This window comes from Halopseudomonas sp. (assembly GCF_038130085.1).
Lineage (GTDB): Bacteria > Pseudomonadota > Gammaproteobacteria > Pseudomonadales > Pseudomonadaceae > Halopseudomonas.
Genome location: NZ_JAYPMU010000018.1, coordinates 24,274 through 37,541, shown reverse-complemented (window position 1 = coordinate 37,541; position 13,268 = coordinate 24,274). Strand labels below are relative to the sequence as shown.

The 13,268-nt window shown below is 59.3% G+C and carries 12 protein-coding genes; all 12 read right to left on the bottom strand.

Translation table 11 applies throughout. From position 1 onward, the window contains the following. Nucleotides 1–34: 34 nt before the first annotated feature. The 12 genes from AAFM31_RS13405 to AAFM31_RS13350 all read right to left on the bottom strand — a co-directional run bounded on the left by AAFM31_RS13405 (nt 35) and on the right by AAFM31_RS13350 (nt 13,216). Nucleotides 35–313 (bottom strand): helix-hairpin-helix domain-containing protein, encoded by a 279-nt coding sequence (locus AAFM31_RS13405; protein WP_341708432.1) that lies wholly within the window; start codon nt 311–313, stop codon nt 35–37. 151 nt (nt 314–464) lie between these two features. Beyond that, entirely contained in the window at nt 465–1,679 is a 1,215-nt protein-coding gene (locus AAFM31_RS13400; RefSeq protein ID WP_341708431.1) for an O-succinylhomoserine sulfhydrylase, read from the bottom strand. Nucleotides 1,680–1,723: 44 nt separating this feature from the next. Then, on the bottom strand, nt 1,724–3,229 hold the full coding sequence (purF, locus tag AAFM31_RS13395; RefSeq protein WP_341708430.1) for an amidophosphoribosyltransferase: 1,506 nt from the start codon (nt 3,227–3,229) through the stop codon (nt 1,724–1,726). 48 nt (nt 3,230–3,277) lie between these two features. After that, complete coding sequence (locus tag AAFM31_RS13390) at nt 3,278–3,760, bottom strand: CvpA family protein (RefSeq protein ID WP_088275171.1); 483 nt, start codon at nt 3,758–3,760, stop codon at nt 3,278–3,280. 68 nt (nt 3,761–3,828) lie between these two features. Beyond that, nucleotides 3,829–4,413, bottom strand: a complete 585-nt coding sequence (locus AAFM31_RS13385) for an SPOR domain-containing protein (protein WP_341708429.1) — start codon at nt 4,411–4,413, stop codon at nt 3,829–3,831. Then, entirely contained in the window at nt 4,406–5,698 is a 1,293-nt protein-coding gene (gene folC / locus AAFM31_RS13380; protein ID WP_341708428.1) for a bifunctional tetrahydrofolate synthase/dihydrofolate synthase, read from the bottom strand. Before folC ends, AAFM31_RS13385 begins: the two co-directional genes overlap by 8 nt. Continuing rightward, complete coding sequence (gene accD / locus AAFM31_RS13375; protein WP_341708427.1) at nt 5,698–6,591, bottom strand: acetyl-CoA carboxylase, carboxyltransferase subunit beta; 894 nt, start codon at nt 6,589–6,591, stop codon at nt 5,698–5,700. The genes folC and accD overlap by 1 nt, the downstream gene beginning before the upstream one ends. A gap of 65 nt (nt 6,592–6,656) precedes the next feature. Then, a complete protein-coding gene (trpA, locus tag AAFM31_RS13370; protein WP_341708426.1) occupies nt 6,657–7,460 on the bottom strand; it encodes a tryptophan synthase subunit alpha in 804 nt (267 codons plus the stop codon). Between the two features lie 11 nt (nt 7,461–7,471). Next, nucleotides 7,472–8,689 carry a tryptophan synthase subunit beta gene (gene trpB, locus AAFM31_RS13365; protein ID WP_341708425.1) on the bottom strand — a complete coding sequence of 406 codons (1,218 nt, stop codon included), beginning with the start codon at nt 8,687–8,689 and terminating at the stop codon, nt 7,472–7,474. After that, nucleotides 8,682–9,296 carry a phosphoribosylanthranilate isomerase gene (locus AAFM31_RS13360; RefSeq protein ID WP_341708424.1) on the bottom strand — a complete coding sequence of 205 codons (615 nt, stop codon included), beginning with the start codon at nt 9,294–9,296 and terminating at the stop codon, nt 8,682–8,684. The genes trpB and AAFM31_RS13360 overlap by 8 nt, the downstream gene beginning before the upstream one ends. Nucleotides 9,297–9,356: 60 nt before the next feature. Beyond that, a complete protein-coding gene (truA, locus tag AAFM31_RS13355; protein WP_341708423.1) occupies nt 9,357–10,217 on the bottom strand; it encodes a tRNA pseudouridine(38-40) synthase TruA in 861 nt (286 codons plus the stop codon). Further along, nucleotides 10,217–13,216 (bottom strand): FimV/HubP family polar landmark protein, encoded by a 3,000-nt coding sequence (locus AAFM31_RS13350; protein ID WP_341708422.1) that lies wholly within the window; start codon nt 13,214–13,216, stop codon nt 10,217–10,219. The genes truA and AAFM31_RS13350 overlap by 1 nt, the downstream gene beginning before the upstream one ends. Nucleotides 13,217–13,268 lie beyond the last annotated feature (52 nt).

Sequence of the window (13,268 nt, the reverse complement as noted above, 5' to 3'; positions counted from 1 at the left end):
AAGGCGGCGCCTTGCAGCGCCGCCGATACCACTACTACTCCAGGACAATCCGCCCTTCGTTGTTGGCCAGCGTGCTGGCACCGATCCCCTTGACCTCTGCCAGCGACTCTACCGAAGCAAACGCGCCGTGTTCGGTACGATAGGCAACGATGGCATCGGCCTTGGCCTGCCCTACTCCCTGCAATACCTCGGCAATCTCGGCAGCACCTGCGCTGTTGATATTGACCGTCGGCCCACCAGCCTCCTGGGCCCAACTCGGCGAGACCAGCAGCACACTCAGGGCAACGCCTAGCGCAGCAATCAAATGACGCATATTTCATCCTCCGTGTAATTGTTAAATGCCGCACTGAAGGAACATCACTCCAGCGCTATCCCTGCGGCACGAAGGACGCTAAAACAAAAAGGCCGGAGAGCGCATGACTCTCCGGCCTTGATGTGACCAATAACGCAACTGTGTCACGAAATCAGTGCTGCGCGTCGAACCCACGCTGCAAATCAGCCCTGATATCGTCCAACTCCTCCAGGCCAATAGCCAGTCGGATCAGGCCGTCACGGATACCTGCCGCCTCACGAGCCTCAGGCGTCAAACGCCCGTGCGTCGTCGTCGCCGGATGGGTGATCGTGGTTTTGGCATCACCCAGGTTCGCCGTAATCGAAAGCAGCCGCGTCGCATCGATGAAGCGCCATGCTGCGTCACGCCCGCCACGCAGCTCGAAGCTCACTACCGCACCAAATGCTGTCTGCTGAGCCTTTGCCAACTCGTGCTGAGGATGCGATGGTAAGCCGGCGTAGTAGACGTGCTCAACCTCAGGGCGCTGCTCCAGCCACTCTGCAATCTGCTGCGCCGACTCACAATGGGCTCGCATGCGCAGACGCAGCGTTTCCAGACCCTTGAGGAAGATCCAGGCGTTGAATGGGCTGAGTGTCGGACCGGCCGTGCGCAGGAAGCCAACCAGCTCCTGCATCTGCTCGCGACGACCAACCACCACACCGCCAAGGCAGCGGCCCTGACCATCGATGTACTTGGTGGCCGAGTGAACAACCACGTCCGCCCCAAGAGCAAGTGGCTTCTGCAGCGCCGGCGTGCAAAAACAGTTATCAACGACCAGCAACGCGCCCTGCTCGCGGGCGATGGCACCCAGCGCGCCAATGTCCGCCAACTCCGCCAGCGGGTTGGAGGGTGACTCGAGGAAGAACATCCGCGTGTTCGGCTTACAGGCGGCACGCCAGGCCTGTGGATCTGTCAGAGGCACATAGTCGACTTCAATCCCAAACCGTTTGAAGTACTTTTCAAACAGCGTCACCGTGGCGCCGAATACGCTACGAGACACCAGAATGTGGTCGCCAGCAGAACACAGGCTCATGACCGTTGCCGTAATCGCCGCCATACCCGAGGCAGTCGCAACGGCTTGCTCACCCCCTTCCATCACCGCCATGCGCTCCTCGAAGTTACGCACAGTCGGGTTCATGTACCGGGAATAGACGTTTCCACCGGTTTCCCCGGCAAAGCAGGCTGCGGCCTCAGCCGCACTGCGGAACACATAGCTGGAGGTCAGAAACAGCGCTTCGCCATGTTCAGCCTCAGGGGTGCGGCGCTGACCAGCGCGCACCGCCAGCGTGTCAAAGCCGGCACCTTCCAGGTCACTATCCAGGCGGCCGGGCTGCCATTGTTCACTCATGCAAAAACCTCACATATCCTGCGGCAACAGGTTGCCGCCGGGAATCAGTTGTTGTGCAGATCAATGATCGCACTTACCCGCTCGACAGTAGACTTGGCAGCGTCGTTGCGCGCCTGTTCGATACGATCCAGATACTGCTCGTTGACGTCTCCAGTCACGTATTCACCATCGAATACCGCGCAATCAAAGTGCTCGATCTTGACCTTGCCGCCACCAACCGCATCTTTCAGATCGTCAAGATCCTGATAAATCAGCCAGTCTGCGCCGATCAGCTCGGCAACCTCGTCAGTGGTACGGCCATGAGCGATAAGCTCGTGGGCGCTCGGCATATCGATACCGTATACGTTCGGATAGCGAACCGCAGGTGCTGCAGAGCAGAAAAACACCTTCTTCGCGCCCGCTTCACGGGCCATTTGAATGATCTGCTTGCAGGTCGTACCACGCACGATGGAGTCATCCACCAACAGAACATTCTTGCCACGGAACTCAAGATCGATTGCATTCAGTTTCTGGCGTACCGACTTCTTGCGCGCAGCCTGCCCGGGCATGATGAAGGTGCGACCGATATAACGGTTCTTTACGAAGCCCTCACGGAACTTGACGCCCAGCTGGTTGGCCAGCTCAAGTGCCGAGGTGCGGCTGGTATCGGGAATCGGAATGACCACATCGATGCCATGCTCGGGACGCTCGCGCTGGATCTTGTCTGCCAGCTTCTCGCCCATGCGCAGACGTGCTTTGTAGACCGACACACCGTCCATCAGCGAGTCAGGCCGCGCCAGATAAACGTGCTCAAAGATACACGGCGAGTACTGCGGATTCTCTGCGCACTGGCGAGTATACAAACGACCGTCTTCGGTAATGTAGACCGCCTCGCCCGGCGCCAGATCACGGATCAGACTGAAACCCAGCACATCCAAGGCAACGCTTTCAGAGGCGATCATGTACTCGACGCCTTCGTCGGTGTGACGCTGGCCGAATACGATCGGACGAATCGCGTTGGGATCACGGAAGCCAACAATGCCATAGCCGGTGATCATCGCCACCACTGCATAACCACCACGGCAACGCTTGTGTACCTGGCTGACTGCTGCGAACACGTCTTCCTCGGTCGGCTGCAGCTTGTTACGTACTGCCAGCTCATGGGCGAATACGTTGAGCAGGACTTCCGAGTCAGAGGTTGTGTTCACGTGACGCAGGTCGGACTCGTAAATCTCACGAGACAGCTGTTCGACGTTGGTCAGATTGCCATTGTGCGCAAGGGTAATGCCGTAGGGCGAGTTTACGTAGAAAGGCTGCGCCTCAGCGGAACTGGAGCTGCCTGCGGTCGGGTATCGTACGTGACCGATCCCCATCTGGCCGACCAGTCGCTGCATGTGCCGCTGCTGGAACACATCGCGCACCAGGCCATTATCCTTGCGCAGGAACAGTCGACCCTGATCGCTGGTTACAATGCCGGCGGCGTCCTGGCCGCGATGCTGCAGGACGGTCAAGGCATCATAGAGCGCCTGATTGACGTTCGATTTGCCCACTATGCCAACAATGCCACACATGCCTGAGTACCTTCTTGATTAAGGGCGGCTCTGTCCGGTACTGCCGGATCAGCGACCCGCCATTTGCAGAATGAGATTTTTCGACCAGTCAGCGACCAGCAGAAAATGGGGGATCACTACCGATTCACGCCACCAGGCGTCCGCTTCTACGGGCGCCAGGCTCAATAGACCGACGGCGACGACCACCAGCAGCGCACCACGCGCTGCGCCGAAAACCATGCCAAGAAAGCGGTCAGTACCGCTGAGACCCGTCGCCTTGACCAGTTGACTGATCAAGTAATTGACCAGCCCGCCCAGCAACAATGTCATGACAAATAGAATGGAACACGCGGCGATAACCCGCAGGGAGGGAGTTTCGATGTAGGGCACCAGCAGCTCTGCGAGTGCGCCACCGAACAGCCAGGCAACCAGCCCCGCTATAACCCACGTCAGCAGGGACAATGCTTCCTTGACGAAGCCTCTGGTCAGACTGATCAGGGCCGAGACTGCAATGATGGCAACGATAGCCCAGTCAACCCAGGTCAAAGACACGATTAAGTACCCTGTTCTACAAAGGCCGCCATTCTAGCAGAGCTGCCCCGTCCATCGAAACAGCAGAATCAGCCTCGACCGCTATCCGCATCGTAAGCAACAACAAAGCCTTTGCTGCCGCGTTTGCGCTCCAGTTCGTCGCGCAGGCGATTGGCGGCCTCGCGACTGGCAAGCGGGCCGACGTAGACACGAGTAATAGGCTTGCCCTGCACCGTCGCACTGTGGGTATAGGCGTTGTACCCCTGAGTGCGCAACTCCTTACTGAGACCCTCGGCGTTGGCAGCACTGGAGAAGCTGCCCAACTGGATAACCCAGTCGCCCGTTGCCGCCGCCGCAGGTGCAACCGCAGGCGCTTCGGCTGGTTCAGGCTCGGCCGCAGGAACCGGTGCTGATGCAACAACGGGAGTTGGAGCAGGTTCTTCAGGTGGAGCTTCTGACAGAGAGGAAGGCATTTCTGGTACCGCGGCGGGCTCAGGCAGCTCAACAGGAGCCACAGGCTCGATCAACTGAGAATCCAGCACAGGCGCCTCGGGCACCTCAACTTCGACCTGCACGGTCTCATCCTGACCCGACAGCAGCATCGGCAAGAACACCACCGCGGCAATGATCAGTACAACCGCGCCAATGATGCGTTGCTTCAGACCTTCATCCATCCTCAGATACTCCGGCATGTTCAGATAGCCAGAGTATGGCGTCGGCGACGCAGAAAAACGACCCAAATATGACAACTTCAGTGCCTGGGTCGGTGTTATCCAGCGCCAACTCTATGGCCTGCGCAATGGAGTCACAGCTGGCCACTCGCTCTCCGACCGCACTGAGCCCGGCGCTCAGCACCTGCGCGGAGCGACTCCGCGGACTGGGCAACGGCGCGGCAAACCACTGGGAAAACACCCCGCGCAACTCAGCCACGACACCATCAAGGTCCTTGTCAGCGAGCAACCCAAAGACGGCGACCCGATTTCGCGGCGCATCAGCACGCAGGCTTTCAGCCAAAAAACGTGCGGCATGCGGGTTATGACCGACATCAAGGCGCAGATCACGGCTCTCGCCCTGCCACATGACCTGACGCGCCTCCAGTCGTCCGGTGGCACTGGCTGCCTGCAGCGCTGCGGCAACTTGGACGTCTGCCAGATCCAGTCCGGCGGCCCAGAACGCCTGTAACGCCACCGCCAGGTTGTCCCGCGGCAAACTGACTGCCGGCAGATGCAGCTGCCGCGTCTGCCCTGCTCCGTCAACGCCTTCGAAAACCCAGCTCCCATCATCAGCCAGCTGCGTCCGGAAATCACGATCACGCTGGTAAAGCTGGCATTCCAGTCGGGCGACGGCGTCGGTGAAGGTGGCTGGCAAGTCTCGCTCACCACTAACGACTGGACGGCTTGCCCGCATGATCCCGGCCTTCTCGAAGGCGACTGACTCACGGGTAGAGCCCAGATACTCTTGATGGTCCAGACCAATGCTGGTGACGACGGCTACGTCTGCGTCCACCACGTTGACAGCATCCAGCCTGCCGCCAAGCCCCACTTCCAACACGACCGCATCCAGCCCAGCGCGCTGGAACAACCAGAAAGCTGCCAGCGTGCCAAACTCGAAGTAAGTCAGCGAGATATCGCCACGAGCCTGATCAATCGCCGCAAAGGCATCGCAGATTGACTGATCGTCAGCCAATTTGCCGTTAAGGCGGATACGCTCGTTGTATTGGTGCAGGTGCGGAGAGGTGTAGCAACCGGTGCGCATGCCACTGGCCCGCAACAGCGAATCCAATGCGGCGCAGGTGGACCCCTTGCCGTTGGTACCGGTTACGGTAAACACACGCGGGGCCGGACGGAGTACGTCCAGTCGCTTCGCGACTGCACGTACCCGATCCAGCCCCATATCGATTTCGCTGGGATGCAAGACCTCCAGCACGGCCAGCCATTCGGCAAGACTACGCTGCGACATCAGGCCTCGTCGGCAACCTCTTCAGAGGGCTCCGGAGCCGGCGCACCGGTAAGCATGGACAGCAGGCTAGCCAGTCGATCACGCATTTCGTTACGGGAAACGATCATGTCCAGAGCACCGTGTTCCAGCAGGAACTCACTGCGCTGGAAGCCCGCAGGCAGCTTCTCGCGCACCGTTTGCTCAATAACACGCGGGCCGGCAAAACCGATCAACGCATTGGGCTCAGCCACGTTCAGGTCACCCAGCATCGCCAGACTTGCCGACACACCGCCGTAAACCGGGTCAGTCATAACCGACACGAACGGGATACCTTCCTCACGCAGACGAGCCAGGGCGGCACTGGTCTTGGCCATTTGCATCAGCGAAAACAGCGCTTCTTGCATACGCGCACCGCCGGAAGCAGAAAAACAGACATACGGAACGCGGTCACGCAATGCAGCTTCAGCGCCACGCACGAAGCGCGCGCCAACCACGCTGCCCATGGAACCGCCCATGAAGTTGAACTCGAATGCGCTGGCCACGATCGGCGCGCCCTTGAGCTTGCCCTGCATCACAACCAGCGCGTCTTTCTCACCGGTGTCCTTCTGGGCAGCCGCGAGGCGGTCTTTATACTTCTTGCTATCGCGGAACTTGAGGCGGTCTACCGGCTCCAGTTCGGCACCCAACTCAGTGCGCCCTTCCGGATCAAGGAAAATATCCAGCCGGCGACGGGCGCCGATGCGCAGATGGTGGCTGCACTTGGGGCATACATCCAGATTTTTCTCCAGCTCGGGCCGGTACAGCACCGCGTCGCAGGACGGACACTTGCGCCACAGCCCTTCAGGTACGCTGCTTTTCTGTGCCTCGGAGCGCACGATGGAGGGAATCAGTTTGTCCACCAACCAGTTGCTCATCGCCTTTCCTTCTCTGAAATTGTCATGTCAGTCTGAGCTCCGTCAGCGGAGAATCAGAGCATTGTTCAGCGGTCCATTGAACTGCGCATTTCTGCCACGATGGCGGCGATAGCCGCTCGGGCCTGATCCGGGTTGCTCGCGTTAGCGGCAATCTGATTGACCAGAACCGAGCCTACCACCACACCGTCGGCGACTTCGGCAACAGCGGCGGCGGATGCACCGTCGCGAATACCAAAGCCCACACCGATCGGCAAATCGGTGACCGTGCGCAGCATGTCCAGTTTGTTAGCTACATCGGTGACGTCCAAAGCACTGGATCCGGTCACACCTTTAAGAGAAACATAATAGACATAACCGCTCGCCTGCTCACAAATCAGCCGAGCTCGCTCTGCTGTTGTAGTCGGCGCCAACAGGAAAATGGTGTCCAGCCCCTGCGCCTTGAACAGCGGCACCACATCGGTCGCCTCTTCCGGTGGCAGATCAACAGTTAGCACGCCATCAACACCAGCCTCTGCTGCTGCCTTGGCAAACTGCTCATACCCCATCTTCTCGACCGGATTCAGGTAACCCATCAGCACAACAGGCGTCTCGTTGTCCCGGGTGCGGAACTCGCGAACCATCTCGAGCACCTGACTCAAACTGACGTGATGCTCGAGCGCGCGCTCCATCGCCAACTGAATGACCGGGCCGTCAGCCATCGGGTCAGAAAATGGAATGCCGAGTTCGATCACATCGGCACCGGCGGAAACCAGATCATGCATCAGGGGCAGCGTCACAGCAGGAGTCGGATCGCCAGCAGTAATGTAAGGGATAAGCGCCTTGCGGCCAGCAGCCTGCAGAGCGGAAAAACGGGCTTCAATTCGGCTCATGAACGTCTCTTTTAAATGCTGATGCCGTCGATACCGGCGACGGTGTGAATATCCTTGTCACCACGACCTGACAGGTTGATCACCACGATCTGATCCGGGCTCATGGTCGCAGCGAGCTTCATGCCGTAGGCGACCGCGTGGCTGGACTCCAGTGCCGGCATGATGCCCTCGACCCGGGTGAGCTCGCGGAACGCGTGCAGCGCCTCGTCATCGGTCGCATCAACATAGTCAACCCGGCCGATATCCTTCAGCCAGCTGTGCTCCGGACCAACGCCCGGATAATCCAGACCTGCAGACACCGAGTGCGTTTCAATAATCTGCCCCGCCTCATCCGACATCAGGTACGTACGATTACCATGCAGAACGCCAGGCTTGCCAGCACTCAGCGGCGCAGCATGCTCGCCGGTCTCGATACCGTGACCGCCTGCCTCGACGCCATACATGCGGACGCTCTCATCATTGAGGAACGGGTGGAACAGACCGATTGCGTTAGAACCGCCGCCAACACAGGCAACCAGGGCATCAGGCAGACGACCAGCCTGATCCAGGCACTGCTGCCGCGCTTCACGACCAATCACGCACTGAAAATCGCGAACCAGCTCAGGATAGGGATGCGGCCCAGCGACGGTACCAATGATGTAGAAGGTGTCATCGATGTTGGTAACCCAGTCACGCATGGCTTCGTTCATGGCATCTTTCAGCGTCCGAGAGCCGGAGGTCACAGGAATAACCTCAGCCCCCAGCAGCTTCATGCGATAGACGTTCAGCGCCTGGCGACGGACGTCTTCTGCCCCCATGTAGACCTGGCACTTCAACCCCAAACGCGCGGCGACAGTCGCGGTCGCAACACCGTGCTGACCCGCGCCAGTTTCAGCGATCACTCGTGGCTTGCCCATGAATTTAGCAAGCAGCGCCTGACCAATGGTGTTGTTTACCTTGTGCGCGCCGGTATGGTTGAGGTCTTCGCGCTTGAGGAAGATCTTCGCGCCACCCACCTTCTCAGTCAGGTGTTCGGCAAAATACAGTGGTGACGGGCGGCCGACATAATGGGCCAGGTCGCGATCAAACTCAGCCTGAAACTCGGGGTCAGCCGACAGCTTGCGGTATACGCTTTCCAGCTCATCCAGCGCATCCATCAGCGTCTCGGACACAAAGCGGCCACCGTAGGGCCCAAAGTGGCCGCGCGCATCCGGGACCGCTGAATAATCGATAGAGTTGGACTCAGACACGCTTCACCTCTTGTACAAACGCGTTAATTTTTTCCACATCCTTGATGCCCTTGCTGGCCTCAACACCACCACTGACGTCGACGGCCCAAGGGCGCATTTCGGAGATCGCCTGATGCACATTAGCGGCGGTCAGTCCGCCAGCCAGCACCAAATTCCAGTCACGATTGGCAGGCACCAAACGCCAATCAAATACCTCACCTGTGCCGCCAGGCACGCCCGGCTTGTAGCTGTCGAGCAGGATGCCGCTCGCACCGGGCCAACGCGCGGCGACATCTGCGAGTTGCTCTGCACTTTGCACCCGGACCGCCTTCAGGAATGGGCGTCCGAACTGCCGACAATATTCGTCACTTTCCTCGCCATGAAACTGCAGCACATCAAGCGGGACGCAAGCAAGTACCTCGCGCACGTCACCGGGGTCGGCATCGACGAACAGTCCTACCGTCGTCACAAAAGGTGGCAGCGCGGCGATAATCCGGGCGGCTTGTTCGGCATCAACCGCGCGTGGACTCGGCGCATAAAAAACCAGTCCAATCGCATCAGCACCGGCCTCTGCCGCTGCTAATGCATCCTCGACCCGGGTTATCCCGCAAATTTTGATGCGCGCCATGTAACCTGCTCTAGCCTCTGCCCTTAAGGGGCTCGATGTTAGCAGATCGAATCATGAGCGTCAGTTTGCCACATCAGGTAGCGCGGACAGGAAGTGTGGCCCGAGATAACGCTCGGGCAGAGCAAAGGTTTCGGGATAGGTCACGTCAACCAGGTACAACCCATACGCTGGCGCAGTCAGGCCACCCTGCGCACGGTCACGCACATCGAGCACTTGCTCCGCCCACTCAACCGGTTGGTCGCCGCAGCCAATCTGCATCAAGACACCAGCGATATTACGCACCATGTGATGCAGGAAGGCGTTCGCGCGGATATCGAGCACGATAAAGCGGCCAAACTCCAACAGCTCAAGATGGTGAATTGTCTTGATTGGCGACTTGGCCTGACAGCCCACTGCGCGATAAGACGTGAAGTCGTGCGTGCCGACCAGCGCTTTCGCCGCAGCGCGCATGCGCTCGACATCCAGCGGGCGATAATTCCAGGTCACTTCGTGGGCGAGGTGCGCAGGGCGAATCGGATCGTTGTAGATCACATAGCGATACCGACGGGCAACGGCGGAGAAACGCGCGTGAAAATCCTGACCAATGGGGGTTACCCAACTGAGCGAAATATCTGCTGGCAGATTCGCATTGGCGCCGTGAATCCAGTTCCGCGGGGAACGCACTGCTTCGCTGTCAAAATGAATTACCTGGCAGGAAGCATGAACTCCGGCATCAGTCCGGCCAGCACAAAAAATCTGCACCGGGTGGTTAGCCACTCGACTGAGCGCCTTTTCAACCGCCTCCTGAACACTTGGCACACCCGGCTGCTGACGTTGCCATCCGCGATAGGCCGTACCCTTGTACTCAACGCAAGCGGCAACCCTGGAAACAACTGCGGCCGCCTCAGGGGCGGCCGCAATAGCTACTTCTTGTTCACTCATCAGTCAGCCAGACGCTCCATCATGCTCTGAGCTTCCTGCTTTTGTTGGTCTGTACCCTCTTCGATCACTTCATTGAGGATGTCACGCGCCCCTTCTTGGTCACCCATATCGATATAGGCACGGGCCAAATCCAGTTTGGTAGCGCACTCATCGGTGCCGGAGAGGAAATCAAACTCATCGTCCTCTTCATCCAGCGCATCAGCAGGCGGCACGTCTACTGCAGCCTCAACAGCAGCTGGCGCGACGTCATCCAGTTCTGGCAATTCAAAATCCTCAAGCGACAGCTCATCTTCCGCCGGCAGCTGGACCTCCTCCGGCAGCGCAATATCTTCCGGAAGGTCAAATTCTGCCAGGCTGCCATCCTGCAACGCCTTGGCTTCATCCGACAGCTCAAGCGACACATCATTGGCACTTGAATCAGGCTCTTGCTCATCGCTCAGCGCAGCAAAGTCCGCCAACAGTTCATCTGTCTGCAAATCATCTGTCATTGCCAGATCAAAATCCGCTTCCAGTGACGGTTCCGCAGGTGCCGGGGACGAGTCATCTTCTGCTGCAGGTAGCTCAAAGCTATCGACATCCAGATTAAAGTCGTCCAGCTCAATGTTCTTCACTTCCTCGCTGGGCATCTCAGGCTCAAACGCAAGCGGAGCTGCCGGCTCTGCGTCCTGCGGGGCTGCATCACCCAGACTGTCGCCATCTTCCAGATCAAAGTCCAGATCAAAGCCGTCGCTTTCCAGCTCGGCCTCAGGTTCAGCAGCAGGCTCTTCAGCTGGCGCCTCAAAGGCAAGATCTGCAACGGGAGCCGCATCAGCAGCATCACCAAGATCAAACTCGCTGAAATCAAAGTCCATGTCTGCATCGTCTTCAGGCTTGTCAGCCGTCTCAGACGATTCAGCAGCCTCAACCGCAGGCTGATCAAAGCCAGACAGCGCATCGTCATCCCAATGCGCAGCAGCCGCTGCTGCACCGGCTGCCGCAGCCGCCATCAGCGGAAAGCGCGCGTCCAGCTCAGCCACGCGTGCAGAGTCAGGGTTCTTCGATACGACGGCTGCACGCTGCTCGAGATAGCCCTCGCTGTGATCCAGCAAACCTTCAACTTCCATCAGCTTGAGACGCAGCTCTTCGCGCTGCGGATCCGCGGCAACAGCCGCCACCAAGACTTCGCGCGCTTCCTGCGGCTTGCCGTATGCAAGCAGCGCATCGGCTTCAACCAGCGGGTCTGCGGCCAGGTCAAGATCATCGCCACCTGCAAAGGCATCAGCATCTGCCAGAGCGACGTTGAAGTCATCGGCATCACCGGCGTGCTCACCATCCTGCTCGGCAGCGTCAGCAATAAAGTTATCCGCCATCGCCTCTTCACGACGCGCGTTACGACGCGAAATAGACATCAGGACCAGCAGCAGCAACAAAATGGCAACAACACCGCCACCAATCATCACCATCTGGTTCTGCATCAACCCCTTGAGCATCGCCATCGGATCATTGCTGGCCGGCTCCGAAACAGGTGCTGCCTCGACCGGAGCAACTTCTGGCTCAGGTTCTGCAACTGGAGCAGGCTCTACCGCGGGCTCAGGCTCCACTGCTGCGGGTGCTTCCTCCACAACAGGCTCGGCGGCGTCGGCGGTCATTGTTTCATCAGTTACCTCAGCGACCTCTTCAGTAGCCGACTCATCCGCAGCGACCTCATCAGGGACTGAGGCCTCCGGCTCAGCCGGCACGCTTGCGTCGACAGCCTCTGCCGTGACCTCTGGCTCTGGCGCTGGCTCTACCGCCTCGGACACATCCTCCGCAGCGGCAGCCGGCTCACCACCCGCTTCAGTCACTTGCTGCTGCAGCGCAGCAAGTTGGGCATCTTTAAGCTCAAGCAAACGCTGAAGAGTTTCCAGCTGACCTTGAACGTCGCCCAGACGCTCGGTCATTTCCGCCTTTTCACGCTCGGCGGCATCGAGTTGTTCCTTGGTTCGATCCAGCGCGTCACGCAGCTGCTGACCGCCCGCGTCGGCGCTTTGGTCACCTGCTGCTTCTGCTGCTGTACCCTCAGTGCCGGAAACCAGGCGGAGCGAATCCTGACCACTCACCGCCTCAGGCGCTGCCCCGGCTGACTGGCGCTCACGCGCATCCAGCTGGGGCGCCTCAGCCTGCGCAGCCGTTGGTGCGCGACGACCTTCGCGCCAAGCGTTGTTTTGAGCCGCAACCTCGGCAATCGCCTCGGCGCTGGTGCGCCCGGTCGCCTGCTCCGCGCTCGGCAGGGTCAGCGTCTGGCCTGCTTTGAGCTGATTGATATTGCCGTTGATAAACGCGTTGGGATTCAGATCCTGAATCGCCAGCATGGTCTGGTGCACGCTTGCACCCTGTGGCCGATTACGCAGCGCCAACTCCCACAAGGTGTCAGAGCGCGTCGTGGTCACCTGACCGTCACGGGCAGTCGCCGCTACAGGTGAAGACGTTGCAGTAGACGCGGGTGCTGGTGAAGAAGTCGGAGAGGAGACTGCCGCCGCAGAGGCGAGCCCTTCGGGACTCGGGCGAGCTGCCGCAACCTGCGGGGCTGACGATGAGACCGGAGCAGCCACGCTGGAGCTACTGACAACCGGCGTCGGCTGATACATCGGCGGATCAAGCAGGATGGTGAACTCGCGCAGCACACGGCCCGAGGGCCAGCGCACTTCCATCAAGAAGTTCAGGAACGGCTCGTTGACAGGGCGACTAGAGGTAACGCGGATAACTGAACGACCGTTGGGCTTTACGACTGGCTGGAATTTCAGATCAGTGAGGAAGTAAGTTCGATCGATGCCGGCCCGTCCAAAATCATCGGGAGACGCCAGCATCGTACGAATTTCGTCACCGGACAGGTCCCGGATCTGCGTGAGATCAATCTCCGCGTCCAGCGGCTGATTCAGCGCAGAGTTCAGATGGATATCGCCTACCCCCAATGCGTGAACCATCCCGGACGACATCACGGCACTTGCTGCGGCGACAGCGATAACCAATTTGCGAACCATAGCGGTAATCCTTTGCTCTTATCGTTTTCTCACGTCCCAACGCACCTCATGC

What these genes read in the sequence shown, in the direction of transcription:
- AAFM31_RS13405 (WP_341708432.1), bottom strand. Translation starts at nt 313, where the DNA reads ATGCGTCATTTGATTGCTGCGCTAGGCGTTGCCCTGAGTGTGCTGCTG.
- AAFM31_RS13400 (WP_341708431.1), bottom strand. Translation starts at nt 1,679, where the DNA reads ATGAGTGAACAATGGCAGCCCGGCCGCCTGGATAGTGACCTGGAAGGT.
- purF (WP_341708430.1), bottom strand. Translation starts at nt 3,229, where the DNA reads ATGTGTGGCATTGTTGGCATAGTGGGCAAATCGAACGTCAATCAGGCG.
- AAFM31_RS13385 (WP_341708429.1), bottom strand. Translation starts at nt 4,413, where the DNA reads ATGGATGAAGGTCTGAAGCAACGCATCATTGGCGCGGTTGTACTGATC.
- folC (WP_341708428.1), bottom strand. Translation starts at nt 5,698, where the DNA reads ATGTCGCAGCGTAGTCTTGCCGAATGGCTGGCCGTGCTGGAGGTCTTG.
- accD (WP_341708427.1), bottom strand. Translation starts at nt 6,591, where the DNA reads ATGAGCAACTGGTTGGTGGACAAACTGATTCCCTCCATCGTGCGCTCC.
- trpA (WP_341708426.1), bottom strand. Translation starts at nt 7,460, where the DNA reads ATGAGCCGAATTGAAGCCCGTTTTTCCGCTCTGCAGGCTGCTGGCCGC.
- AAFM31_RS13360 (WP_341708424.1), bottom strand. Translation starts at nt 9,296, where the DNA reads ATGGCGCGCATCAAAATTTGCGGGATAACCCGGGTCGAGGATGCATTA.
- truA (WP_341708423.1), bottom strand. Translation starts at nt 10,217, where the DNA reads ATGAGTGAACAAGAAGTAGCTATTGCGGCCGCCCCTGAGGCGGCCGCA.
- AAFM31_RS13350 (WP_341708422.1), bottom strand. Translation starts at nt 13,216, where the DNA reads ATGGTTCGCAAATTGGTTATCGCTGTCGCCGCAGCAAGTGCCGTGATG.